At 64.3% G+C, this 24,978-nt stretch carries 23 protein-coding genes and 1 riboswitch; of the genes, 13 read left to right on the top strand and 10 right to left on the bottom strand.

Features of this window, described 5'->3' with window-relative positions:
• Complete coding sequence (locus PVE35_RS01840; RefSeq protein ID WP_277373597.1) at positions 1-1,155, bottom strand: TDT family transporter; 1,155 nt, start codon at positions 1,153-1,155, stop codon at positions 1-3.
• A gap of 111 nt (positions 1,156-1,266) precedes the next feature.
• Here PVE35_RS01840 and PVE35_RS01835 point away from each other — a divergent pair, with 111 nt between their 5' ends.
• The 3 genes from PVE35_RS01835 to metK all read left to right on the top strand — a co-directional run bounded on the left by PVE35_RS01835 (position 1,267) and on the right by metK (position 4,417).
• Positions 1,267-2,148, top strand: coding sequence for a LysR family transcriptional regulator (locus PVE35_RS01835; RefSeq protein WP_277373596.1), 882 nt, complete (start codon positions 1,267-1,269; stop codon positions 2,146-2,148).
• Positions 2,149-2,222: 74 nt separating this feature from the next.
• Positions 2,223-3,230 carry a metalloregulator ArsR/SmtB family transcription factor gene (locus PVE35_RS01830; protein WP_277373595.1) on the top strand — a complete coding sequence of 336 codons (1,008 nt, stop codon included), beginning with the start codon at positions 2,223-2,225 and terminating at the stop codon, positions 3,228-3,230.
• Entirely contained in the window at positions 3,227-4,417 is a 1,191-nt protein-coding gene (gene metK, locus PVE35_RS01825) for a methionine adenosyltransferase (RefSeq protein WP_268180795.1), read from the top strand. The genes PVE35_RS01830 and metK overlap by 4 nt, the downstream gene beginning before the upstream one ends.
• Before the next feature lie 250 nt (positions 4,418-4,667).
• Here metK and PVE35_RS01820 read toward each other — a convergent pair whose 3' ends face one another.
• The gene (locus PVE35_RS01820) at positions 4,668-4,886 is read right to left on the bottom strand and encodes a hypothetical protein (protein WP_277373594.1); all 219 of its coding nucleotides are present in this window, start codon (positions 4,884-4,886) and stop codon (positions 4,668-4,670) included.
• Positions 4,887-4,983: 97 nt separating this feature from the next.
• Here PVE35_RS01820 and ligB point away from each other — a divergent pair, with 97 nt between their 5' ends.
• Positions 4,984-6,726 (top strand): NAD-dependent DNA ligase LigB, encoded by a 1,743-nt coding sequence (gene ligB, locus PVE35_RS01815; RefSeq protein ID WP_277373593.1) that lies wholly within the window; start codon positions 4,984-4,986, stop codon positions 6,724-6,726.
• A 19-nt stretch (positions 6,727-6,745) separates the two neighbouring features.
• A complete protein-coding gene (locus PVE35_RS01810) occupies positions 6,746-7,165 on the top strand; it encodes a DUF1090 domain-containing protein (protein ID WP_268180789.1) in 420 nt (139 codons plus the stop codon).
• On the opposite strand, the gene PVE35_RS01805 is transcribed toward PVE35_RS01810, so the two are convergent.
• Together PVE35_RS01805 and PVE35_RS01800 are read right to left on the bottom strand one after the other, a co-directional pair.
• Positions 7,159-7,608: a cytochrome c gene (locus PVE35_RS01805; protein ID WP_277373592.1), complete on the bottom strand. Its 450-nt coding sequence runs from the start codon at positions 7,606-7,608 to the stop codon at positions 7,159-7,161. The genes PVE35_RS01810 and PVE35_RS01805 overlap by 7 nt on opposite strands.
• A gap of 138 nt (positions 7,609-7,746) precedes the next feature.
• On the bottom strand, positions 7,747-8,133 hold the full coding sequence (locus tag PVE35_RS01800; RefSeq protein ID WP_268180786.1) for an MAPEG family protein: 387 nt from the start codon (positions 8,131-8,133) through the stop codon (positions 7,747-7,749).
• Positions 8,134-8,390: 257 nt separating this feature from the next.
• On the opposite strand from PVE35_RS01800, the gene PVE35_RS01795 reads away from it, so the two are divergent.
• Positions 8,391-8,753 carry a cupin domain-containing protein gene (locus PVE35_RS01795; protein WP_277373591.1) on the top strand — a complete coding sequence of 121 codons (363 nt, stop codon included), beginning with the start codon at positions 8,391-8,393 and terminating at the stop codon, positions 8,751-8,753.
• Between the two features lie 47 nt (positions 8,754-8,800).
• Here the strand turns inward: PVE35_RS01795 and PVE35_RS01790 are convergent, their stop codons facing one another.
• Complete coding sequence (locus PVE35_RS01790) at positions 8,801-10,129, bottom strand: tetratricopeptide repeat protein (RefSeq protein ID WP_277373590.1); 1,329 nt, start codon at positions 10,127-10,129, stop codon at positions 8,801-8,803.
• Positions 10,130-10,366: 237 nt separating this feature from the next.
• A riboswitch (S-adenosyl-L-homocysteine riboswitch) is annotated at positions 10,367-10,458 on the top strand.
• Between the two features lie 21 nt (positions 10,459-10,479).
• Between PVE35_RS01790 and ahcY the strand changes: the two genes are divergently transcribed.
• The 4 genes from ahcY (at position 10,480) to PVE35_RS01770 (ending at position 16,414) form a co-directional block, all read left to right on the top strand.
• A complete protein-coding gene (gene ahcY, locus PVE35_RS01785) occupies positions 10,480-11,871 on the top strand; it encodes an adenosylhomocysteinase (RefSeq protein WP_277373589.1) in 1,392 nt (463 codons plus the stop codon).
• A gap of 96 nt (positions 11,872-11,967) precedes the next feature.
• Positions 11,968-12,813: a methylenetetrahydrofolate reductase [NAD(P)H] gene (gene metF / locus PVE35_RS01780; protein ID WP_277373588.1), complete on the top strand. Its 846-nt coding sequence runs from the start codon at positions 11,968-11,970 to the stop codon at positions 12,811-12,813.
• Positions 12,814-12,890: 77 nt separating this feature from the next.
• The gene (ppnN, locus tag PVE35_RS01775) at positions 12,891-14,264 is read left to right on the top strand and encodes a nucleotide 5'-monophosphate nucleosidase PpnN (RefSeq protein WP_277373587.1); all 1,374 of its coding nucleotides are present in this window, start codon (positions 12,891-12,893) and stop codon (positions 14,262-14,264) included.
• A gap of 269 nt (positions 14,265-14,533) precedes the next feature.
• Positions 14,534-16,414 (top strand): DEAD/DEAH box helicase, encoded by a 1,881-nt coding sequence (locus PVE35_RS01770; protein WP_277373586.1) that lies wholly within the window; start codon positions 14,534-14,536, stop codon positions 16,412-16,414.
• Positions 16,415-16,642: 228 nt separating this feature from the next.
• On the opposite strand, the gene PVE35_RS01765 is transcribed toward PVE35_RS01770, so the two are convergent.
• Together PVE35_RS01765 and PVE35_RS01760 are read right to left on the bottom strand one after the other, a co-directional pair.
• The gene (locus tag PVE35_RS01765; protein ID WP_277373585.1) at positions 16,643-17,218 is read right to left on the bottom strand and encodes a YceI family protein; all 576 of its coding nucleotides are present in this window, start codon (positions 17,216-17,218) and stop codon (positions 16,643-16,645) included.
• Positions 17,219-17,274: 56 nt separating this feature from the next.
• On the bottom strand, positions 17,275-17,820 hold the full coding sequence (locus tag PVE35_RS01760) for a cytochrome b (RefSeq protein WP_268180773.1): 546 nt from the start codon (positions 17,818-17,820) through the stop codon (positions 17,275-17,277).
• 249 nt (positions 17,821-18,069) lie between these two features.
• Here PVE35_RS01760 and PVE35_RS01755 point away from each other — a divergent pair, with 249 nt between their 5' ends.
• From PVE35_RS01755 to PVE35_RS01745, 3 genes are all read left to right on the top strand, one after another.
• Positions 18,070-19,473 (top strand): adenosylmethionine--8-amino-7-oxononanoate transaminase, encoded by a 1,404-nt coding sequence (locus tag PVE35_RS01755; protein WP_277373584.1) that lies wholly within the window; start codon positions 18,070-18,072, stop codon positions 19,471-19,473.
• Between the two features lie 98 nt (positions 19,474-19,571).
• Positions 19,572-20,297: a 16S rRNA (uracil(1498)-N(3))-methyltransferase gene (locus tag PVE35_RS01750; protein WP_277373583.1), complete on the top strand. Its 726-nt coding sequence runs from the start codon at positions 19,572-19,574 to the stop codon at positions 20,295-20,297.
• A gap of 207 nt (positions 20,298-20,504) precedes the next feature.
• Positions 20,505-21,989 (top strand): alanine/glycine:cation symporter family protein, encoded by a 1,485-nt coding sequence (locus PVE35_RS01745; protein ID WP_268180767.1) that lies wholly within the window; start codon positions 20,505-20,507, stop codon positions 21,987-21,989.
• A 1,045-nt stretch (positions 21,990-23,034) separates the two neighbouring features.
• Here the strand turns inward: PVE35_RS01745 and PVE35_RS01740 are convergent.
• The 3 genes from PVE35_RS01740 to PVE35_RS01730 all read right to left on the bottom strand — a co-directional run bounded on the left by PVE35_RS01740 (position 23,035) and on the right by PVE35_RS01730 (position 24,977).
• Positions 23,035-23,646, bottom strand: a complete 612-nt coding sequence (locus tag PVE35_RS01740; RefSeq protein WP_277373582.1) for a LysE family translocator — start codon at positions 23,644-23,646, stop codon at positions 23,035-23,037.
• 70 nt (positions 23,647-23,716) lie between these two features.
• Positions 23,717-24,523 carry an AraC family transcriptional regulator gene (locus PVE35_RS01735; protein ID WP_277373581.1) on the bottom strand — a complete coding sequence of 269 codons (807 nt, stop codon included), beginning with the start codon at positions 24,521-24,523 and terminating at the stop codon, positions 23,717-23,719.
• A complete protein-coding gene (locus PVE35_RS01730; protein ID WP_268179609.1) occupies positions 24,507-24,977 on the bottom strand; it encodes a chemotaxis protein CheW in 471 nt (156 codons plus the stop codon). The genes PVE35_RS01735 and PVE35_RS01730 overlap by 17 nt, the downstream gene beginning before the upstream one ends.
• Position 24,978: the final 1 nt, after the last annotated feature.

Below are 24,978 nucleotides of genomic sequence, written 5' to 3'. Positions count from 1 at the left end.
TCAACCGGCTTGCTCGCTCAATACGCTCACCGCCGGGCTTGCCGGATTGCCCAGACAAGGCGCCCGGAACAGCTCACCGTGCCAGACCCCGGCCAGGGTGCGGCTGAACACCAGCGACCAGACCGCCGCAAGCTGTACCGCCAGTACCAGGCCGATCAGCCCGAACATGGCCAGCCCGGTCAGGTGCTGCAGCTCGAAGGTGGCCAGGGTGAACACACCCAGAGGGAAGATGAAGCCCCACCAGCCCAGGTTGAACGGCATGTTGTCGCGAATGTAGTGGCGGGTGAACAGAATGGCGATCACCAACCACCACAGCCCGGCGCCCCATAGCGCCAGGCCACCGACCAGGCCGAAATTCTGAGCCAGTTCGGCGGCGCCAGCCAAGGCGGTGCCGGCGAAGGCAGCAGGCGCTGCCTGCCCTAGGCTCAGCAGGCCCAGGCAGCCCGTGGCCACAGGCCCCAACGGCAGCCAGCTAGTGGCGGCGAAATCGGTATCCGGCAGTTTGTGCAGGGCCAGGCGCAGCAGCACCAGGGTGATCAGGGGAAACACCAGCGACAGCGACAGGCCCCAGAGCACGAAACCGGCGACCAGCAACTGCCTCGCGGCCTCGACGGGCAGATGGGGCGCCAGGGCACCGGCCGTGCTGGCCGCCACCTCCGGAGCGACTATGGGTAACAGCCAGACGGCAGTGAGTTTTTCCAGCGCATGATCCTGTCGGGTGAACATCAGATAGGGCACCAGCAATGCGCCGAGCAGCGCCAGCGCCGCATCCAGCCACCACAGCAGATGGGCCAGCGCGTAGACACCCTCGCCCCAGCGCGGCACACCAAACAGCAGCAGCCCCTTGATCAACACCGCCAGCCCCATGGGAATGGCGCCCAGGAACATCGACTGCACCGGATGCAGCAGCATGGGCCACAGGGTGTCGCGGAACAGCACCAGGCGCATCACGAACAGCAAGCTGAACAGGGCGAACTGCAACACAGCGAACAACCACAAGCCCTCGGCCAGCAAGAACAGCCCCGGTAACTGCCAGGGCAAGTGAGCGATGACCAGCGCCAGCACACCCGTGCCCATGGTCGCGGCGAACCAGTTGGGCGTGAAGTGGCGAATGAAGGCCAATGGCTCTGGCAAACGGCTGAAAGGGCGCGGCATGGTCGGGTGATCCCGTGGCATGGATGACGCGCACAGGTTAAGAAGCGCCTTGCCATATTTAAAATACATATTCAGCATCCAAAGCATGCCTTTCATTTATACAAGAGCAGCATGAACCTTCATCACCTCAAGGTCTTTCTCGCCGTGGCCGAGGCCGGCAGCATCAGCGCTGGCGCCGAGCGCCTGCACATCAGCCAGCCAGCGGTGACGCGGGAGATTCGCGACCTCGAAGCCAGCCTCGACCTGCGCCTGTTCGACCGCCTGCCGCGCGGCGTACAACTGACCGAAGGTGGCCTGCGCCTGCTGGACTACGCACAACGCATCTTCACCCTGGAAAGCGCCGCCGAGCGCGACCTGCGCGACTTCGCCCAGGTGGAGCAAGGGGAATTGCACATGGGCGCCAGTGCCACCCTGGGCGCCTACCTGCTACCGCCCTTGATCAGCCGCTTTCGCCGCGAGCATCCGCACATTTTCATCAGCCTGGAGGTGAGCAACACCGACGTGGTGACCCGGCAACTGGACGAGGGCCGCATCAGCCTCGGCTTCGTCGAAGGCCCCTTCGCCCAGGAGGCCTACGCCCATTGCCTGCTGGCCCGCGATGCCTTGCTGCCGGTGGTCGCCCCGAGTCACCCGCTGGCCCGCCACCAGCGGCTCGACGCCGCGCAGTTGCAGGCCTACCCGCTGTATATGCGCGAACCCGGCTCCGGGGCGCGCAACAGCATCGAACAGGCCTACCGCGACCACGGCCTGGAACCTTGCGCCGGCATGGCCATCGGCAGCACCGAGACGCTCAAGCGCCTGCTCGCCGACGGCCAGGGCATCGCCTGGCTGTCACAGCGGGTGGTGGAGCGCGAACTGGCCAGTGGCGAGCTGCATCACCTGCCAGTGCAGGATCTACAGATCGAGCGCGAGCTGCACGTGCTGTGGCGCCAGGGTGCCAGCCTCAGCCCCGCCCCCGCAGCCTTCCTGGCGTTGAGCGAGACGCTCGACTAGCCAGCAAGGCCAATATCAAAATTTTTTGATATTGGCCTTGCTGTATGAAAAATGACCGACTAGACTGCGCCTCCATGACCTTACGCGCACCCGAGTTGGCATTCGACCCCTGCGACACGCTCGCCGCCCTGTGCAAGGCCGGCGGCGATCCGTTGCGTCTGAATGTGCTGCGCGTGCTGAGCAACGATTCGTTCGGCGTGCTGGAGCTGGCGCAGATATTCGCCATGGGCCAGTCAGGCATGAGCCATCACCTCAAGGTACTGGCCCAGGCCGGCCTGGTGGCCACCCGCCGTGAAGGCAATGCCATCTTCTATCGCCGCGCGCTGCCTGTAGGTACGCTGCACGTTGCGCTGCTGGAAGAGATCGACGGCCTGCCGCTGGCCGATGCCCTGCAGGCGCGCATCGCTGCCGTACATCGTCATCGCGCAGCGGTCAGCCGCGATTTCTTCGCCCGCATCGCCGATAACTTCCAGGCTCAGCAGGATCTGATCGCCGGCTTGCCGCAGTACCGCGACAGCCTGCTCACCCTGCTCGACGCCCTGCACCTGCCGGCCTCGGCCAGCGCCCTGGAAATCGGTCCCGGCGATGGCGCCTTCCTGCCCGAGCTGGCCCGGCGCTTCGCCCGCGTCACCGCGCTGGACAACAGCGAGGCGATGCTTGAGCTGGCGCGCCAGCGCTGCCAGGCCGAAGGCCTGAGCAACGTCGAACTGCGCCTGGCCGATGCCCTCGACGAGGCGCAGCCGAGCCGCGCCGACTGCGTGGTGCTGAACATGGTGCTGCACCATTTCGCCACCCCGGCCGAAGCCTTCCGGCAACTGGCGCGGCACGTCGAACCCGGCGGCAGCCTGCTGATCAGCGAGCTGTGCAGCCACGACCAGAGCTGGGCGCGCGAAGCCTGCGGCGATCTTTGGCTAGGCTTCGAGCAGGACGACCTGTCGCGCTGGGCCAGCGCCGCCGGGCTGATCCCCGGGGAAAGCCTCTATATCGGTCTGAAGAACGGTTTTCAGATTCAGTTACGGCACTTCGCCCAGCCTGGCGAGCGAAGCGCTCCACGTTACGGCACACAAGGAACCCACCCATGAGCGAATACTCCCTGTTCACCTCCGAGTCCGTGTCCGAAGGGCATCCGGACAAGATCGCCGACCAGATTTCCGATGCGGTGCTCGACGCCATCATCACCCAGGACAAGCACGCCCGCGTGGCCGTGGAAACCCTGGTCAAGACCGGCGTGGCCATCGTCGCCGGGGAAGTCACCACCAGCGCCTGGGTCGACCTGGAGCAGATCGTCCGCGACGTGATCAACGACATCGGCTACACCAGCAGCGACGTCGGCTTCGACGGCGCCACCTGCGGCGTCATCAACATCATCGGCAAGCAGTCGGTGGACATCGCCCAGGGCGTCGACCGCTCCAAGCCGGAAGACCAGGGCGCCGGCGACCAGGGCCTGATGTTCGGCTACGCCAGCAACGAGACCGACGTACTGATGCCGGCACCGATCCGCTTCTCCCACGCCCTGGTCGAGCGCCAGGCCGAAGCGCGCAAGTCTGGCCTGCTGCCGTGGCTGCGCCCGGATGCCAAATCCCAGGTCACCTGCCGCTACGAGAACGGCAAGGTCGCCGGCATCGACGCCGTGGTGCTGTCCACCCAGCACAACCCGGACGTGTCGCTGAAAGACCTGCGTGAAGCCGTGATGGAGCTGATCATCAAGCACAGCCTGCCGGCTGAACTGCTGCACAAGGACACCCAGTTCCACATCAACCCGACCGGCAACTTCGTCATCGGTGGCCCGGTGGGCGACTGCGGCCTGACCGGGCGCAAGATCATCGTCGACAGCTACGGCGGCATGGCCCGTCACGGCGGCGGCGCCTTCTCCGGCAAGGACCCGTCCAAGGTCGACCGCAGCGCCGCCTATGCCGGCCGCTACGTGGCCAAGAACATCGTTGCCGCCGGCCTGGCCGAGCGCTGCGAGATTCAGGTGTCCTACGCCATCGGCGTGGCCCAGCCCACCTCCATCTCGATCAACACCTTCGGCACCCACAAGATCGCCGAAGACAAGATCATCAAGCTGGTACGCGAGGTGTTCGACCTGCGCCCCTACGCCATCACCAAGATGCTCGACCTGCTGCATCCGATGTACCGCGACACCGCCGCCTATGGCCACTTCGGCCGCAACCCGGTACAGAAGACCGTCGGCGACGACAGCTTCACCACCTTCACCTGGGAGAAGACCGATAAGGTCGAAGCCCTGCGCGCAGCCGCCGGCCTGTAACCGCCGCCCGCAAAAAAGCCCCGCCAGCGCGAGCTGTGCGGGGCTTTTGCGCTTATACGCCTCAGGCTCTGTACGAAAAGTCGTCGAGCGGAGGTCAGGCGATACCGATGGCGGCCCCGCAAAAACGGGTGAGGAACAGACTGGGCTCGCATTCGAGTTTACGAGCTGTAAATGAGCATTTGACCGGGCTGGCGCTCCAACCCGTTTTTAACGAAGCATCACCGAGCGCAGGCACTTTTCGCACAGAGCCTCAGGAAATCTTGAGGCCGCCGCCGAGGTACATCATCCCCAACCCAATCGTCATGAACAGCAACGGAGCACGCATGGGCGGCTCGTACAGAGCGAAGATACCCTGCGAGACAGGCGGGAACATGAAGTTGAGCACGACGCAGATCAAGGACACCTGGATGCCACGCGCCACCGACCAGACCCAGGCTCCCAAGGCGATGAAGAATCCGACGATGACCATTTACCGCTCCTTGGCTAGAGTAAAAGAGTAAAAATGACGCGAGACAATAGCAGCCCGCTGACTAGCCAAAAAGCTCCCCAAGGTTCACGGAGGAACCATGCGCAATCCGCTCGCACTCTTCATCCTGGCCGCTCCTCTCTGGTGCCACGCCAATTCCCCCTGCCCCGACTGGCCTGAAGCCAGGGCCGCCAACGAGCTGGCCACGCTGCAAACCCAGATCGCCACCTGGGACGACGCCTACCACAATCACGGCCACAGCCCGGTGGCCGATGAGCTGTACGACCAGGCGCTTGCTCGCCTGAGCGACTGGCAGAGCTGCTTTGGCACCCCTCAGCAGGATCCCGCCAGCGCCCTGACCGGCGCCGTTACCGAGCTGGCCCATCCCTTTGCCCAGACCGGCCTGCGCAAGCTCGACGAAGCCGCCATCGGCCAATGGATAGTCGGTCGCGACGACCTGTGGATCCAGCCCAAGGTCGACGGCGTCGCCGTCACCCTGGTCTACCTGCAAGGCCGTCTGCAACAGGCCATCAGCCGTGGCAACGGACACAGCGGGCAGGACTGGACGGCCCATGCTCGGCAGTTACCCGCCATTCCTGAAGATCTACCACAAGCGCTGGATGCCACCTTGCAGGGTGAGCTGTACTGGCGTCTGGACGGCCACCAACAGGCACGTGACGGCAGCGCGGGGGCACGCGGCAAGGTCGCCGGCCTGATGGCACGGCAAAGCATCACCCCTGATGAGGCCGCCCAGGTCGGCCTGTTCGTCTGGGACTGGCCGGATGGCCCGCCAGACATGCCACAGCGCCTGGCCGGCCTGCAGCGTCTGGGCTTTGCCGACAGCAGTCGCTACACCCAGCCACTCGCCGACCTGGCACAGGCCAGGCGCTGGCGCCAGCACTGGTATCGCAGCGCCCTGCCCTTCGCCAGCGATGGCGTGGTGCTGCGCCAGGGCCAGCGGCCAAGCGGTCAGCGCTGGCAGGCTGCACCGCCGCACTGGGCGGTGGCCTGGAAATACCCGGTCAGCCAGGCCCTGGCCGTGGTGCAGAAGGTGCAATTCAACATCGGGCGCAGCGGGCGCATCAGCCCGGTGCTGGAACTGCAGCCGGTGCAGCTCGATGATCGGCGCGTCCGCCGCGTCGCCGTCGGCTCGCTGCAGCGCTGGCAAAACCTGGACATCCGCCCCGGCGACCAGGTGGCCATCCGCCTCTCCGGGCTGACCATTCCTCAGCTCGAGGAGGTGATCTGGCGCAGCCAGCAGCGTGCCGACGTGCAGGTACCGCGCGCCGAGTCCTATCACGCGCTCAGTTGCTGGCGCAGCAGCGCGCAGTGCCAGCAGCAGTTTCTGGCGCGCCTGGCCTGGCTGAGCGGCAAGCACGGTCTGGACATGAGCGGCGTCGGCCCCGGCACCTGGAGCAGCCTGCCGCTGCATGGCCTGCTGGACTGGTTGGAATTCGATGCCAGCCAGCTCCAGGCGCTGCCCGGTATCGGCCCAAGACGCGCCGCGCAGCTACAGGCGACCTTCCAGCAGGCCAAGGACAAAACCCTGTGGCAATGGTTGAGCGCCCTCGGCGCACCTCCGGGCTTCGACAGTGACCCTCACGCCGACTGGCCCAGCCTGCTGGCTCGCAGCCGGGACGACTGGCGGCGCCAACCGGGCGTGGGACTCAAGCGTGCGGATCAGTTGCAGGCGTTCTTCGCCCACCCGGAAGTGCAGCGCCTGGGGGCGCAACTGCAGCGTGCCGGAGTGGCTGCTTTCCAAGCGCACCCAAGGATCGAATCTGGATCCGGAGTCGCCGCTTCGGCCGAACCTCAGGCAGTGCCAGGGGTCACCTCCCAATAGGCACTCACGAGGAACTACCATGATCCGTCAAGCCACAGTGTTCGGCCTGCTGCTCACCGCCGGGCTGAACGCCACCCCCGTATTCACCGCCCAGGCCGAGTTCGACTGCGCCAGCAAGCGCCAAGTCCTGCAGGACAAACTCGCCGCTGCCGAGCAGCGCGGCGATGAACAGGCCCTGGACGGGCTGCGCCGGGCGCTGGGTAATGTCGATGCCTATTGCGACGACGTCTCCCTGCATCGCCAGCGCCTGGCCAGCGTGGAAGAAGCCCGCCAGGCCGTACAGGAACACGAGCAGGCATTACGTGAGGCCCTGGGCGAGGGCGACCAGAAGAAGATCGCCCAGCGTCAGGCCGAGCTGGCCGAAGCACGTGCCGAACTGCAGCAGGCCCAGGCCGAAGCGGAGGCAGAGGCAGAGGCAGAGGCAGAGGCCGATCAGTAGGCGCGAAAGGCCTTGTGGCAGGCTTCGCAGCTATCCTCGACGCCTTGCATGGCCGGCTCCAGCGTCGAGCGCCGCAGTGGCGTGGAAGTAGTGGCCTGCACCAGCGCAGCGGTAGCCGCCTCGAGATCGCGGGCCATTTCATGGAAACGCGCCTGGCGTTGCCACACCTCATCGGTGGCCTTGCTGCGCTCGTCGTCACGCACCTGGGGGAAGTGCTGCCAGGGCTCGTGCGACAGCTTGTCCAGCTTTGCCGCACCGGAGATGAAAGCCGCTTCGTCGTAGGGAATGCGCCCACGCAACATGCCGCCCAGGTTCTCGCTGACCTTGAGCATCTGCTTGAACAAGGCCTGGCGCTTGCCCAGCGGCGAATCAGGGTCGACGCCCCCGCAGGCCGCCAACATCAGGCAGGCACAGGCGAGCAGCAACAGTTTCTTCAGCGTCATCGACACGACTTCCTGGCGACATGGGGGCGCCAGTATCGCCACTTGCCGAAACCAGGCCAAGCCCGCAAATGTCGCAGAAGCGTGCAGATCCTTCCGCTGTCAGCCTGGATTCAGCCAGGGCTGGCAGTCGCTGGGCAATCAGGCCGAGACCACGAACAGCGCGACGATCACGCCCATGCCGGCAAACCAGACCAGCGAGCGCAGCACACCCCAGCCGGCCAGGTAGCAGAGCAGATACAGCACACGGCTGACGATGAAGGCAACGGCCAACTGATCGAGCAGCCCTTGCGCGGCACCACCGGCCAGGTGGGCGATGATCACTGCAGCAGCGAAGGCAGGCGTGACCTCGAAGCCGTTTTGCTGGGCATTGTCGGCCCGCTTGCGCCAGCCTTGCAGGCTACCGAGAAAGGCGCGCGGATCCTGATTGGCGCGCGGCCCGTAGCCAGGGCCGAGGAACTTGGCGCTGGCGGTTCCCAGATAGGGCAGGACAATGGCGATCAGTACGCACCAGTAGGCGAGGGTCATGAGGCAGCTCCGCAGCAGGATAGGGAAGGCTCAGCTTGGCCTCTCGCCCCCATCACGTCCATGGCTACAACGAGGAGCGGACAAGGCATTGCAGCCAATGATCAGGGCGATCAGGCGCTGCGCTCGATCACCACGATCATCGTATCCATGCGTCGAGGCGCTTCCCTGGCTGCCGATGTCGCAGATGCGCATGGCTCGAACGCTCGGGCCTGCTAGCGTGGGCAAAGACCTCAACCCTTCGACGAGTGAGAACCCACATGCTGCACAGCATCAAGCAAGGCATCACCCTGGACGAACTGGAACTGAGCGGCACGCTCGAAGACATCGGTGTCGAGATGATCGACGGCGATAACGCCATGTACGCTCTCACCACCTTCGCCACCGAGGACGAATCGGTCAGCGCCGGCTACTTCGGCGTGCGCCGCAGCCGCTTCCGCCTGCCCTATACCTTCCATGAGCAAGCCGTGGTGACCCTCGGCGAAGTGAAGATCACCAACGAGGCCACCGGCGAAACCGCCCACTACAAGGCCGGCGACGCCTTCTTCGTCGCCAGCGGCACCAACACCCTCTGGGAGGTAGTGAGCGATAGCTTCACCAAGCATTACCTGGCCGTTGACTGAAACGCCTAGGTGAGCGGATAGTGCCTGTGCCGCAATTCGCCCAGGCACTAGAGTGCCCGAACCTGTTCCGCCTTGAGCTGGTTGTAAGGACTTCTGGGCTTGTGCGACAGGCGCTCACTGATCAAGGCACTGGCGAGCGGTTTATGTCTGGACCGAATCGCCGCCTCCAGCAAGGTGCGAGAGAACACATCGCGCTGAATCAAGCTGCCGCCGAACAAGTGGGTCTTGTTCTTGATGCCCATCAGACGGTCGATGCTGGTCGCGTAGTCAGCACGCGCGAATGCCAGAATGGCCTCGCAGACCGGCAATCCCACCTCTCGCGTCATGAAATGGTTGGAGGTCGACGCATCTCCTTCGCGCAGATAGTCACGTAGCGTCACTACCAACCTTGCGGCTATATCCAGTTGCCCACTGGCACAGTAGGCGATAACGGCATGGGCATCGTTGAAGGCATAGAAACACTGATCGATCTTGGGGCTCCAGGTCTCGGCCAGGCACTGTGCCCGTGCACTCACATCATGCCCCTCGAGATATACACGCCAGAGTACCGATGAGCCATCCAGCAGCACCATCGGCAAGGGGGCGACACCCGGGAAGTTGATGTAACGGTCGTAGGCGTCCAGGGCGCCGGCCAGGTCGTTCGCCTCGAGCAGGAACAGATCCAGATGCACGGCATTGTGGGAAACCATGCCGTTATCAACGGCCCAGGTCGCCTCGTGCTCGCGCATGAAGTGCAGGCCCTCGGCGAACTTGTTCTGCATTTCCAGCGAATGAGCCAGCGCATGAATACCCCAGATGTCTCCAGGGTTGCGCGCCACGGCTTGCCGCGCCGTGTGTTCGGCCAGCTCATAGTGACCGGCCTCCTCCTGGCCGAACGCGAGCATGCCCAGCAGATAGCCGTAGCAGGGGTGCTGCGTGTCCCACGCACCCAGCACCCGGGAGACGCGATCACGTAGATTGAGGGCATCGCCGACGAAGAAATCGATCTGGTGACCACTGAGCAGCGCCAGCAGATCGGTGGGGTACTCGATCAGCAGGGCATCGAATAGCTGCGACGCTTTGTGCAGGTCGCCGCCCACCCAAGCCTGTAACGCCGCCAGATGCATGCGCTCGCGGCGATTCAGCTTACCGCCGTCGACACCCTGAGCCTGCGCCAGGCTGTCACAGGCAGGCTGCAGGTCGGCACGATCGGTGCTCCACAGGGCAATGTGGGCGTTGAACACCTGCCCCATGGCGAAGGTCGGCTCGATGGCCAGCATGCGCTCGACATGGGCAGTAGGGTCAGCGAAGCGGCAGAGCACGGTCACCGCCTCGTTGTACTGGCCCAGAGCCTCTGGGCTATGCACGGTCACATCCAGGTTGCTCAGGTCTTTCATGCTTGCTTCCCCCCTATTGAAGGTCATCGGGCGCGTCCACCACACCAAGGCAGGCGTTCAGGCCAAGCGGCCCTGACGCTTTAGCACCACGACCTTTGCAAACATAGGGCCAGTGATTGGAAAACCCTGTGACACCCCCACCCTCGAAGCCACGACGGAAAACCTTGGGCAGCGCCGCCCGGCTCGCTATAATCCACAGGCTTCACGCGACCGGCACTGCCCGGTCGCTCCCGCCACCCGTCCGAGGGGCGCTGCAGCAAGTCGGTCAATGCCGGCTTGTCAGGCTCGGATGGGGCGTTATCCAAACGCATCAACGGCGCCCATTCGCAGACAACGAATGGAGAGCTTTCATGAGCGCTTTCAACGACTACAAGGTCGCCGATATTTCCCTGGCCGACTGGGGCCGCAAGGAACTGACCATCGCCGAATCCGAGATGCCGGCACTGATGGGCCTGCGCCGCAAGTACGCCGCCAGCCAACCGCTCAAGGGCGCCAAGATTCTCGGCTGCATCCACATGACCATCCAGACCGGCGTGCTGATCGAGACGCTGACCGCCCTGGGCGCGGAAGTGCGCTGGTCGAGCTGCAACATTTTCTCCACCCAGGATCAGGCCGCGGCCGCCATCGCCGCCGCCGGCATCCCGGTGTTCGCCTGGAAGGGCGAGACCGAAGAGGAGTACGAGTGGTGCATCGAGCAGACCATCCTCAAGGACGGCCAGCCGTGGGACGCCAACATGGTGCTGGACGACGGCGGTGACCTGACCGAGATCCTGCACAAGAAATACCCACAGATGCTGGACAAGATCCACGGCATCACCGAAGAAACCACCACCGGCGTGCACCGCCTGCTCGACATGCTCAAGGCCGGCACCCTGAAAGTCCCGGCGATCAACGTCAACGACGCCGTGACCAAGAGCAAGAACGACAACAAGTACGGCTGCCGCCACAGCCTCAACGACGCCATCAAGCGCGGCACCGACCACCTGCTGTCGGGCAAGCAGGCGCTGGTCATCGGCTACGGTGACGTAGGCAAGGGCTCGGCCGCTTCGCTGCGTCAGGAAGGCATGATCGTCAAGGTCTCCGAGGTCGACCCGATCTGTGCCATGCAGGCCTGCATGGATGGCTACGAGCTGGTCTCGCCCTACATCAATGGCATCAACGACGGCACCGACGCCTGCATCGACAAGGCTCTGCTGGGCAAGATCGACCTGATCGTCACCACCACCGGCAACGTCAACGTCTGCGACGCCAATATGCTCAAGGCGCTGAAGAAGCGCGCCGTGGTCTGCAACATCGGTCACTTCGACAACGAGATCGACACCGCCTTCATGCGCAAGAACTGGGCCTGGGAAGAGGTCAAGCCGCAGGTGCACAAGATCCACCGCACCGGCGCCGGCCAGTTCGACCCGGCCAATGACGACTATCTGATCCTGCTGGCCGAAGGCCGTCTGGTGAACCTGGGTAACGCCACCGGCCACCCGAGCCGCATCATGGATGGCTCCTTCGCCAACCAGGTACTGGCGCAGATCTTCCTGTTCGAGCAGAAGTTCGCCAACCTGCCGGCCGAAATGAAGTCCGCTCGCCTGACCGTGGAAGTGCTGCCGAAGAAGCTGGACGAAGAAGTGGCACTGGAGATGGTCAAGGGCTTCGGTGGCGTGGTCACCCAACTGACCCAGCAGCAGGCCCAGTACATCGGCGTGTCCGTGGAAGGCCCGTTCAAGCCGGATACCTATCGCTACTAACAGCAGCTACAAGCCGCAAGCCGCAAGCTGCAAGAGGAAACGACTCCACTTGCAGCTTGGGGCTTGAGGCTTGCCGCTGAGAAGGGAACCTTCTCCATGTCTCAAGAACGTCGCTACAGCTTCGAGTTCTTCCCCGCGAAGACCGAAGCCGGGCATGAAAAACTGCTGGACGTGGCCCTCCAACTGGCTGCGTACCAACCCGATTTCTTCTCCTGCACCTATGGCGCGGGCGGCTCGACCCGTGACCGCACCCTGAGCACCGTGCTGCAGCTCGATGGCGAGGTGAAGGTGCCCACGGCACCACACCTGTCCTGCGTCGGCGACTCCAAGGCCGAGCTGCGCGAGCTGCTGCACACCTACAAGGCGGCCGGTATCAGGCGCATCGTCGCCCTGCGCGGCGACCTGCCATCCGGCATGGGCATGGCCAGCGGCGAGCTGCGCTATGCCAACGAACTGGTGGAGTTCATCCGCAGCGAGACCGGTGATCACTTCCACATCGAAGTGGCCGCCTACCCGGAGATGCACCCGCAGGCACGCAACTTCGAGAGCGATATCGCCAACTTCGTGCGCAAGGCTAAGGCCGGTGCCGACAGCGCCATCACCCAGTACTTCTTCAACGCCGACAGCTATTTCTACTTCGTCGAGCGCGTGCGTAAGCTGGGTGTGGACATCCCCGTGGTGCCAGGCATCATGCCGATCACCAACTACAGCAAGCTGGCCCGTTTCTCCGACGCCTGCGGCGCCGAGATCCCGCGCTGGGTGCGCAAGCAACTGGAAGCCTACGGCGATGACAGCGACAGCATTCGCGCCTTCGGCGAACAGGTGATCACGGAAATGTGCGAACGCCTGCTGCAAGGCGGAGCGCCGGGCCTGCACTTCTACAGCATGAACCTGGCTGGCCCCAGCCTGGCCATCTGGAACAATCTCAAGCTACCGCGTTAAGGTGCTTGTCTTCGGGCTGTCCGCCACGGACAGCCCGCCGCTCTTGCCTCCTCGCCTCGCCCCGAAGGATCGTCCGTATGCTCAAACGCTCCAAGATCAATGCCTCCGTCAGCCCCAAGGGCAGCCTGGAAACCCTCTCCCAGCGCGAAGTGCAGCAACTGCGCGAAACCGGTTCCGGCAGCGTCTACCGCCTGTTCCGCCAATGCGCCCTGGCGATCCTCAATACCGGCTCGCACAGCGACAACGCCAAGACCATCCTCGAGGCCTACCCGGATTTCGAGGTGAAGATCCACCAGCAGGATCGCGGTATTCGCCTGGAGCTGCTCAACGCGCCGGCCGATGCCTTCGTCGATGGCGAGATGATCGCCAGCACCCGCGAGATGCTGTTCAGCGCCCTGCGCGACATCGTCTACACGCAGAGCGAGCTGGAGAACAAGCGCATCGACCTGGACAGCTCCGAAGGCATCACCGACTACGTCTTCCACCTGCTGCGCAACGCCCGCACCCTGCGTAGCGGCGTCGAGCCGAAGATGGTGGTGTGCTGGGGCGGTCACTCGATCAGCACCGAGGAGTACAAGTACACCAAGAAGGTCGGCCACGAGCTGGGCCTGCGTGGCCTGGACATCTGCACCGGCTGCGGCCCGGGCGTGATGAAGGGGCCGATGAAGGGCGCCACCATCAGCCACGCCAAGCAGCGCAACCTCAAGGGCCGCTACCTGGGCCTGACCGAGCCGGGCATCATCGCCGCCGAGGCACCGAATCCCATCGTCAACGAACTGGTGATCCTGCCGGACATCGAGAAGCGCCTGGAAGCCTTCGTGCGCGTCGGCCACGGCATCATCATCTTCCCCGGTGGCGCCGGCACGGCCGAGGAGTTCCTCTACCTGCTGGGCATCCTCACCCACCCGGACAACCAGGAGCTGCCCTTCCCGGTCGTGCTCACCGGGCCGAAGAGCGCGGCGGCTTACATGGAGCAATTGCATGCCTTCATCGGCGCTGCTCTGGGTGAAGGGGCGCAGCAACGCTACCGCATCATCCTCGACAACCCGGCCGAGGTGGCGCGCGCGATGCACGCTGGCATCAAGGAAGTGGAGCGTTTCCGTCGCGAGCGCAACGACGCCTTCCACTTCAACTGGCTGCTGAAGATCGACGAGGGCTTCCAGCACCCCTTCGAGCCCACCCACGCCAACATGGCCAGCCTCAACCTGACCCGCCAGCAGCCGCTGCACGAGTTGGCCGCCAACCTGCGCCGCGCCTTCTCCGGCATCGTCGCCGGCAACGTCAAGGAAAACGGCATCCGCCTGATCGAGGAGCATGGCCCCTACGAGATTCGCGGCGAGAGCAGCATCATGCAGCCGCTGGATCGCCTGCTGCAGGCCTTCGTCGAGCAGCACCGGATGAAGCTGCCCGGCGGCAGCGCCTACGAGCCCTGCTACCGCGTGGTTTCCTGAGCCACACGGGGCAGAACGTCGCGCATGCGGCGCCTCACAAGCGGCCGGCCCGTTAACGGGCCGGTTCGAGCCATCCTGTGATCCATCCGACAGGCTGATAGGTGCGCAACGCGCATGCTCTGTTATACTCGGGACTTCCCGCCAGGCTTGCGCCCGGATGCTGGTTCTCGGAAGCCAGCAGTACCGGACGGGATCATGCTCCCCCAACGCGTGATTCAAGCCAGGCTCTACACCCCCAGGGCCACGCCCTCACTAGTACAGGATTGCTCATGTCCTTTGCCTCCCTCGGTCTCTCCGAGGCTTTAGTCCGTGCGGTCGAATCCGCCGGCTACACCCAGCCCACTCCGGTGCAACAGCGGGCCATTCCCGCCGTGTTGCAAGGTCGCGACCTGATGGTGGCGGCCCAGACGGGTACAGGTAAAACGGGCGGTTTCGCCCTGCCGATCCTAGAACGCCTGTTCCCAGGCGGTCACCCGGATCGCGAACAACGTCACGGCCCGAAACAACCGCGCGTGCTGGTGCTGACCCCCACCCGCGAACTGGCCGCCCAGGTGCATGACAGCTTCAAGGTCTATGCCCGCGATTTGAAATTCGTCAGCGCCTGCATCTTCGGCGGCGTTGGCATGAACCCGCAGGTGCAGGCCCTGGCCAAGGGTGTCGATGTGCTCGTGGCCTGCCCCGGCCGGCTGCTCGACCTGGCCAACCAGAAGGCCATCGACCTGGCCCACGTCGAGATCCTCGTGCTCGACGAAGCCGACCGAATGCTCGACATGGGCTTCATCCATGACGTCAAGAAGGTGCTGGCCAAGCTGCCGGCACAGCGCCAGAACCTGCTGTTCTCGGCCACCTTCTCCAAGGACATCACCGACCTGGCCGGCAAGCTGCTGCACAACCCCGAACGCATCGAGGTCACCCCACCGAACACCACGGTCGAGCGCATCGAACAGCGTGTGTTCCGCCTGCCGGCCAGCCACAAGCGTGCCCTGCTCGCCCACCTGATCACCCAGGGTGCCTGGGAGCAGGTGCTGGTGTTCACCCGCACCAAGCACGGCGCCAACCGCCTGGCCGAATACCTCGACAAGCACGGCCTGCCGGCCGCCGCGATCCATGGCAACAAGAGCCAGAACGCGCGCACCAAGGCCCTGGCTGACTTCAAGGCGAACAAGATGCGCATCCTGGTCGCCACCGACATTGCCGCCCGCGGCCTGGATATCGACCAGTTGCCGCACGTGGTCAACTTCGAGCTGCCCAACGTCGAGGAAGACTACGTGCACCGCATCGGCCGTACCGGCCGTGCCGGGCGCAGCGGTGAGGCCATCTCCCTGGTCGCCCCGGACGAGGAAAAGCTGCTCAAGAGCATCGAACGGATGACCAAGCAGAAGATCCCCGATGGCGACCTGATGGGCTTCGACGCCAGCGCCGTGGAAGCGGAGCGCCCAGAAGTGCGCGAGCCACGCCAGCCGCGTGGCGGGCAACGTGGGCAGAAGCCCCAGAAGGCTCAGAACGGCGGCGACAACAAAACCAAGGCCGAGCATGAAAACGGTGGCCGCAAAGACAAGGGCAAGGATGCTGGCAAGGATCAACCTGCCAAACCTCGCCGCGACCGCAAGCGCCGCTCGCCCAAAGGCGACAGCGCAGCGGCCAGCCCGGCCGTGCCGGCATTGCCGCCGAACCGTGACCCGGAAGAATTCCTCGACGACGAAATCGACAACTTCGGCAACCGCGTCGACTACGTCAGCCCCAACCAGAACAAGTCGCAATCGCGTGGCCGTCGCGGTGGCGCTGGCAGTGGCGGCGCCCAAGGTGCTGCGCGCCCGGCAAACAAGCCGCCACGTAACAATGGCGGTGCCAAGCCGGCTGGCCAGCAGGCTGGCAAGGGTCGCCGCCAAGGCGGTGGTGGCCAGGGCCGTAACGGTGCTGGCGGCTCACGTCGCCCTGCCCACGATGGCCGCATCACCTCGCTGGACCGTGACGAGTTGCCGCGCGCCGAGGCGGCCGTGCGCAATCCGCGCGAGCGCCAACCGGTAATCGTGCACAAGAGTTCGCGCCTGGATCGCTTCCCGACCCCGGAGCAGCTCGACGAACTGGCCAACGGCAGCCGCCCGCGCGGCGAGAAACCGGCCCTGCTGACGCGCAACCGCGACGAGTAAGCGCGGGACACAGGAAACGCCGCTGGGCTCCGGCGGTTATCCTGCCGCGCCAGCGCACCAACAAGAACGCCGCCCTTAAGGGCGGCGTTCTTGTTTACGGAAAGAGGCTGGTGAAGAACCAGCCCTCTCCCGCCCTTCGGGCACCCTCGGCTTTAGCTCCTGCATCCTTGCAGTCGTCTCCCATTAAATGGGAGAGGGTCATCAGCTAGCCTCGAGCGGCCGCTTTCTTTACTGGCGAATGCCTTCGACCGAAATGATCAGCTCGACGGTTTCCGAAGCCGGGCCGAGATCCTTGGTGATGTCGAAGTCCTTGAGTTTCAGGGTGGTGGTGCCCTCGAAGCCGGCACGGTAGCCGCCCCATGGATCCTTGCCTTCGCCGATAAACTTGGCGGCGATCACCACCGGCTTGGTCACGCCGTTGAGGGTCAGGTTGCCGGTGATATCGGCGGTGCCTTCACCGGTGGACTTGACCGAGGTGGACTCGAAGGTCGCGGTGTCGTGCTTGCTCACGTTGAGGAAGTCGGCGCTACGGATGTGCTTGTCACGTTCGGCGTGGTTGGTGTCGACGCTGGCGGTCTTCAGGGTAACGCTGACGCTGCTGGCCTCGGGCTTGGCGGCATCGAAGCTAAACTTGCCGTCGAAGTCCTTGAAAGTGCCGTACAGCCAGCTATAGCCCAGGTGGCTGATCTTGAAGTTGACGAAGGCATGCTGGCCTTGTTTGTCGATCATGTAGTCGGCGGCCATGGCCTGAGTGCCGATCAATGCAGAACCGAGTGCCAGTGCAGCGAGGGTTTTCTTCAGCATCTTGAGTCTCCTTGCAGGTCGTAGCGTAAATGGGCGAATCGTTCGCCCGGTATGGATCAGCGGCCGAACATGCGCAGCAGCGTGCTGTCACGGTCGATGAAATGATGCTTGAGTGCCGCCAGGCCATGGATGCCGGCGAAGATCACCAAGCCCCAGGCGAGAATGCGGTGGATGTCACCGGCGACGTCTTCCTGGTCAGGGATGGCGGTAAGCGTGGCCGGCACGCTGAACAGGCCGAACACCTCGATACCCCGCCCATCGGCGGTGGAGATCAGGTAACCGGAAATCATCACGCCGAACAGGCCGAGATACAGCAGGCCATGGCCCAGCTTCGAGGCCAGGCGGGTCAGCGCGCCATGGCTGGCCAGCGGTGCCGGCGCCGGATTGGCCAGGCGCCACAGCACCCGCAGCAGCATCACTGCGAACAGCAGGATGCCGATGCTCTTGTGCAAGGACGGTGCGTCCTGGCGCCAAGGGTCGTAGTAACTCAAGCCCACCATCCAGTAACCCAGGGCGAAAAGGCCGAACACGGCCAGAGCCACCAGCCAGTGCAGCGTGATGCTGACCAGACCGTATCGTGCGAGGGTGTTGCGCCACTGCATATCGTGCGTCCGTGAAAGTGAGTGGGAAAAGACTAGCGAGAAACGTATCGAATTAAAGAGGAATTTTTCGCTTGGAAATATCGAGAAATACGATATTTAGACGGTTCATCGACCAAGGAGCTTAGTCGCGAGCGGCACGCCGAAGTTGCCACAGCGCCGCCAGACGGCAGGCCGCGCAGGATGGACGGCAACGGGCGCGCCCCGGGCAGCATCTGTTAGGCTGTGCGGCCGAGAACAGGGAGACCCGTGATGAGCCTGAACGCCCCTTGGATGCAACGCGACCTCGAAGTCCTCTGGCACCCCTGCACCCAGATGAAGGATCACGAGCGCCTGCCGCTGATCCCCATACGCCGTGGCGAAGGCGTGTGGCTGGAAGACTTCGCCGGCAAGCGCTACCTGGACGCCGTCAGTTCCTGGTGGGTCAACGTCTTCGGCCATGCCAACCCGCGCATCAATGCGCGCATCCGCGAGCAACTGGAGAGCCTCGAACACGTCATGCTCGCCGGCTTCACTCATGAGCCGGTAATCGAACTGTCCGAGCGCCTGGTGCAGATCACCCCGGCCGGGCTGAACAAGGTGTTCTACGCCGACAACGGCTCCTCGGGCATCGAGGTGGCGCTGAAGATGAGTTTCCACTACTGGCTCAACAGCGGCCAGTCGAACAAGAAGCGCTTCGTCACCCTGAGCAACAGCTACCATGGCGAGACGGTGGCGGCGATGTCGGTGGGCGACGTGTCGCTGTTCACCGACACCTACAAGGCGCTGCTGCTGGACACCCTCAAGGTGCCCAGCCCGGACTGCTACCTGCGCCCCGAAGGGGTGAGCTGGGAAGAGCACTCGCGCGCCATGTTCGCCCACATGGAGCAGACGCTGGCCGAGCACCACCACGAAGTCGCCGCTGTGATAGTCGAGCCGCTGATCCAGGGCGCCGGCGGCATGCGCATGTATCACCCGATCTACCTCAAGCTGTTGCGCGAGGCCTGCGACCGTTACGACGTGCACCTGATCCATGACGAGATCGCCGTCGGCTTCGGCCGTACCGGGACGATGTTCGCCTGCGAGCAGGCCGGCATCACCCCGGACTTCCTGGTGCTGTCCAAGGCGCTCACCGGCGGCTACCTGCCCATGGCTGCCGTGCTCACCACCGATGAAGTCTATGCGGCCTTCTACGACGAATACGCCACCCTGCGCGCCTTCCTCCATTCGCACACCTACACCGGCAACCCGCTGGCTTGTGCAGCGGCCCTGGCGACCCTGGACATCTTCCGCGATGACGACGTGATCCAGCGCAACAAGGCCCTGGCCCTGCGCATGGCCAGCGCCACCGCGCACCTGGCCGATCATCCGCACGTGGCCGAAGTACGCCAGACTGGCATGGCCCTGGCCGTCGAGATGGTCGCCGACAAGGCCAGCAAGACCGCCTACCCCTGGCAGCAGCGCCGTGGTCTGCGCGTCTACCAGCATGCGCTGGAGCGCGGCGCCCTGCTGCGCCCGCTGGGCAGCGTGGTGTACTTCCTGCCGCCCTATGTGATTACCCCGGAACAGATCGATTTTCTCGCCGAGGTGGCCAGCGAAGGCATCGACATCGCCACCCGCGAGTCAGTCAGCGTGGCGGTGGACGGCCGCTACCCGGATCACCGCGATCCGGGCTAAGGGAAGCGTCAAGCTGCAAGCGACAAGCCGCAAGTAACAGCAGGAGCGCCTGGTGCTTTAAACTTGCGGCTTCAAACTTGCCGCTTGTAGCTGCCTTTATGCGCCTATCCCGCTTCTTCATCGATGCCCCTCTGTCCCTTGGCCAGCACGACTTGCCCGAGGCGCAGGCCCATTACATTGCGCGCGTACTGCGCCACGGCGTCGGCGATGCCGTGCAACTGTTCGATGGCAGTGGCCAGGAATACCGCGGCGAGCTGATCGAGGTGGGCAAGAAGAACGTGCGGGTCGAGCTGCGCGAGGCCATCGCGGGCCTAACCGAATCCCCCCTGCAGATTCACCTGGGCCAGGGCCTGTCGCGTGGCGAGCGCATGGATTGGGCGATTCAGAAAGCCACCGAGCTGGGTGCCAGCGAGATCACCCCGATCGTCTCCGAACGCTGCGAGGTGCGCCTCAAGGACGAACGCGCCGACAAGCGCCTGGCCCATTGGCGCCAAGTGGCGATCAGTGCCTGCGAGCAATGCGGCCGCTCGGTGGTGCCAGTGATCCATCCGCCGCTGGAACTGACGGCCTGGCTGCAGCGAGTCGAAGCCGATCTGAAACTGGTGCTGCACCCGGTCGCCGAAGCCCTGCACAGCCATGCCAGACCGAGCAACCTGGCCTTTCTCATCGGCCCGGAAGGTGGCCTAAACGACGCAGAAGTAGAACAGGCCAGACAAGCGGGCTTTCAGCCGGCACGCCTGGGGCCACGGGTCTTGCGTACGGAAACCGCGCCAGTGGTCGCCCTCAGCGTCGCTCAGCAACTTTGGGGCGATCTGCAGGGGTAAATGTCGCCTTGACGTAACAAATTGTGACCTCGAGAAATTACAAGACCGACCGTCTTTGTCATGCTTTTCGCGCCGCGTGCGCGACCCGCTTTACCAGCACAGCGCTCCCGGCAGAGGTCGGCACCTCGCAGCGTCGCCCCTCTTCCTATAACAAATCAACGGGTATCGGCACTGCCCAAAAGGCGACCGCAGACCCAGGAGCATTGCATGAACGAACTGGTCTCGACCCTCAACGGGCTCGTCTGGAGCCCGGCACTGATCTACCTTTGTCTCGGCGTGGGTTTGTACTTCTCTTTACGTGGCCGCTTTCTCCAGGTTCGCCATTTCAAGGAAATGATCCGCCTGATGTTCACCGGCAAGACCGACGAACACGGCATCACCTCGTTCCAGGCCCTGACCATGACCCTCGCCGGCCGCGTCGGTACCGGCAACATCGCCGGTGTGGCCACCGCCATTACCTTCGGTGGCCCAGGTGCTGTGTTCTGGATGTGGATGGTAGCCTTCCTCGGCGCCAGCTCGGCCTTCGTCGAGTCCACTCTCGGCCAGGTGTACAAGGAAAAGCTCAACGGTGAATACCGTGGTGGCCCGGCCTTCTACATCGAGCGTGGCCTAGGCCTGAAGTGGTACGCCTGGCTGTTCGCCATCGTCACCGTGTTCGCCTGCGGCCTGCTGCTGCCGGGTGTACAGGCCAACTCCATCGCTTCCAGCGCCAACACCGCCTTCGGCATCGACCCGAACGTCACCGCTGCCGTGCTTGCCGTACTGATCGGCCTGATCATCTTCGGTGGCGTCAAGCGTATCGCCCACTTCACCCAGGTGGTGGTGCCGTTCATGGCGCTGGGCTACATCCTGGTGGCCCTGGTGATCATCCTGCTCAACATCGAGCAACTGCCGAGCGTGATCGCGCTGATCTTCAAGAGCGCCTTCGGCCTGGAGGCCGGTTTCGGCGCCATTGTCGGCATGGCCATCCAGTGGGGCGTCAAGCGTGGCGTGTACTCCAACGAAGCCGGCCAGGGCACCGGCCCACACGCCTCGTCCGCAGCGGCCGTCAGCCACCCGGCCAAACAGGGCCTGGTGCAGGGTTTCTCGGTGTACGTCGACACCCTGTTCGTCTGCTCGGCGACCGCCTTCATGCTGCTGATCACCGGCCAGTACAACGTGCAGGCCCCCGATGGCAGCGCGTTGTTCACCGGCATCGCCGGCGTGGCGGCCGGCCCGGGCTACGTGCAGACCGCGATGGAGAACATGATGCCCGGCTTCGGCAACGCCTTCGTCGCCATCGCCCTGTTCTTCTTCGCCTTCACCACCATCCTGGCCTACTACTACATCGCCGAAACCAACATCGCCTACATCAACCGCAAGGTGAAGCGCCCCATCCTCACCCTGCTGCTGAAGTTCGGCATCATCGCCGCGACCGTCTACGGCACCGTGCACACCGCCACCTTCGCCTGGGATCTGGGTGACCTCGGCGTGGGCCTGATGGCCTGGCTGAACATCATCGCCATCCTGCTGATGCACAAGGTCGCCTACAAGTGCCTGAAGGATTACGAAGAGCAGCAGGATCAGGGCAAGGATCCGGTGTTCCACCCCGAGAAGCTCGGCATCAAGAATGCTGACTACTGGAGCAACCACACCTCGGAAGACAACCTCGCCGCCGAGAAGGCAGAAGAAGCGCAGCAATTGCAGCGCTGACACTTCTGCCTGGGTCATCCGGGACGAACCCCGGATGACGTCGGCAGCGCCACAGAAAATCCGATGTCGCCATGGCGACATCGGATTTTTTGTTTTGGGGTATTGGATCAGGGGTGGTTTGATTGATACCGGACTGGCAGGTTTGTGTTCTTTGTTGGTTGTTCTTGTGTCAGTTCCGAATTGCCGCGTTTTTGCTGATGTTTTTGGTTTCGCCCTCCCGGGCGAGTCACTTTTGCAGGGCAAAAGTAACCAAAACCCTCCGCCCGGTCATCCGGCCCTGGCTGCGCCAGGGTTCGTTCACTCCATCGCCGCCCCAGAGGCCCGCAGCGGTGGGCCATCCATGGCCCATCGCGGCTCTCGGCTTTGGCATCCTGCGTCGCTCTACCTCCTGCATCCATGCAGTCGTCGCGGCATCCATGTCGCTCAACCTCTTCCACGGCGATTCCGTTCGCCCTCCTGGGCGGGCTCTGCACGCGCCTGAAACCGAGGTAACCCAGAAGTAGCACGGAGTGGTTGCACATGAGGTCAGCCTTAGGGCTGACCAGAATGCCGGCTAAAAGCCGGCAAGCTATTCAAGCGAATGAAACTACGCGAATGAAAGTTTTGGTTTAACCCGGCGGCCACGTCCTGGATCCACTATTACCAGAGCACGCCGGGCATGCCCGGAACCGATGTACGTTCAGGCGCGCTAACTCCCCCTTCAGGAGGCCGAACGTAGGCATTGCGCAGGGGGCGAGCGGCATGGATGCCGCGAGAGGCTTAAAGGGCCAGGGACGGCCCTTGTAAGCCGACCCCGGAGCGGTGCCGGAGTGAGGGGAGTCGAGCGAAGCATGACGGGGACGCCTAGTTCCGGATGGCGGGGGTGCGTTTCTTTTGCTTACTTTTCTTTGCGCAGTTCAAAGAAAAGTGAGTCGCCCGAGGGGGCGAAACCCGGAATATCTGAACACGTCGTAGCGGCGCCCAGAACACCAACACAGACCAACAAGACCCCCACAAACTTGCCAGTCCGCTATCAAACCAGCCGCAAAGAATTTCCTGCAAACCACTAAAACCCACGCAAGGTAAGCGCTGCCAACGCCAGCAACAACACCCCACAACCGGCATAGCTCAGGCGATGCCAGAGCAACGAGGTGTTGCGCCGCAACCAGTCCACCAGCGCCGCGCAAACGAAACACCAGAGCAACGAAGCCAACATGAAGCCGGCGAAGAACACCAGCATCTGCTCCCCAGTCGGCGTGCCCTCTACGATGCCGGCCAAGGCGCTACCCAAGGCGCCCCAGAACACGATGTTCTTGGGGTTGGACAGCGACAGCAGCGCGCCAGCGGCGAAGGCGCTGCGGGCCTGAGCGCCACCCTCTTCTCCCTGTTGCGGCGGCTGCCAGGCATCGCGTAGGCCCTGCACGCCGAGCCAAGCCAGATAGGTAGCACTGGCCAGAGTCAGCGGCACACGCACGCTGTCCTGGCTCAGCAACAGCACCAGGCCGCTCAGGCCGATCAACGCCCACAGCGCATCACCGATCAACGAGCCCAACTGCACCAGCAGCGCTGGTCGGTAACCACCACTGAGCCCCCGGCGCAGGGTTTCGCTGAACACCGCCCCTGGCGAAACCACGAACGCCAGGCCGAACAGCACGGCGGCGAGGAAAACCGTCAACATCGTTAGCACTCCACTGCAACAAGGCGCCGATTATGGACGGCCGCGAGGCACCTGGCTTGAACCGGATTGCTCAGCGGCGCAGCAGCGCCTGATAGCGCCCAGGGCTGAGGCCATAGGCCGCACGGAAATGGCGATTGAGATGGCTCTGATCGGCAAAGCCCAAGGCATGCGCCACCGCGCTGGGTGCCATACCCTGACGCAGCAGGCCCTGGGCACGCCGGGTGCGCAGTTGCATGGCCCATTGCCGGGGGCTGAGGCCGGTGTGCTTCTGGAAGCTGCGCAGCAGATGGAACTTGGACAGGCTCAGTTCGGTGGCCATTTCATCCAGGCTGGGAGTGGCCTCCAGACGCGCCGCCAGCAACTCCTGCAAGCGTCGCACCGCCAGGTGCCCAGCCTCGCGCGGCGCGGCCAGGCTGACACCGGCACCCCGCACCACGCGCCCGAGCAGCAGCGTCACCTGCTCCTCGCCACGCTCGCGCAGCAGGGCATCATCGCTCAGGCAGGTGTTGACTGCAGCCGCCAGCTCGCTGGTCAGGGCCGGGGCGTATTGCCAGGGCCGCACGAACTGCAGCCGCTCATGGCCAAGGCTATTCGCCAGATAGTCCACCGGCACATACAAGCCGACATAGTGCCAGGGCTGGCCCGGCAGCACCCCACCGCTCTGGATCTCGCCGGGGTTGTAGGTGGTGATGCAGCCAGCGCCGGCGCTGAAGGTGCGACCATCGAGCCACACCTGCTCCTCGCCGAGCAGATTGGCGCTGATGACGAGTTCGTCATGACTGTGCTTGTCGAACTGCTGGCCCAGCGCCGCACGGCTGGCCACCTCGATGGCGCCCAGACGCGCCAGGCGCAGGCTGCCGTCAGATGAGCCCGGCATCTTCGAGCAACTGCTCGAGGCCGATCAGATCGGGAATGCGCACCACGTCCTCGCCGAGGCGCGCCGCGCCCAGCTCCAGTGGCGCCAGGTCGACCTCGGCGGCCGGCAGCTCGCGCTCGACCTTCAGCGAGCGCGGAATGCCCTGCACCAGCAAGGCGATGAACTTGACCTTGGGGCGCCCGCCCAAAGCATTGAGCACCGCCACCCGCGCCCGGCTCGCCACCTGGGCTTCGCCGCCGCTGGCCGCCTCGAAGGACAGCAGCGGCAGGCGCAGGTCACGCCAGGCGATCTCGCCGAGGTACCAGTCCGGCATGCCCTCGCTGGCTTGCGGTGCACGGTAGGGAATCAGCTCGGCTACCGCCACGTTGGGCAGCAGCAAGGTGCGGTCGGCCAGCGGCACCAGCAGGCCGGTGAGGCTGTCGGCGCTGTTCTGGGTAGCAACGGCTTGGCTCATG

Origin of the sequence: Pseudomonas sp. AA-38, from assembly GCF_029457475.1 — a bacterium.
Taxonomy (GTDB): Bacteria; Pseudomonadota; Gammaproteobacteria; order Pseudomonadales; family Pseudomonadaceae; genus Aquipseudomonas.
The sequence above is the reverse complement of the archived record's forward strand: the minus strand, read 5'-3'. Positions and strand labels throughout refer to the sequence as shown.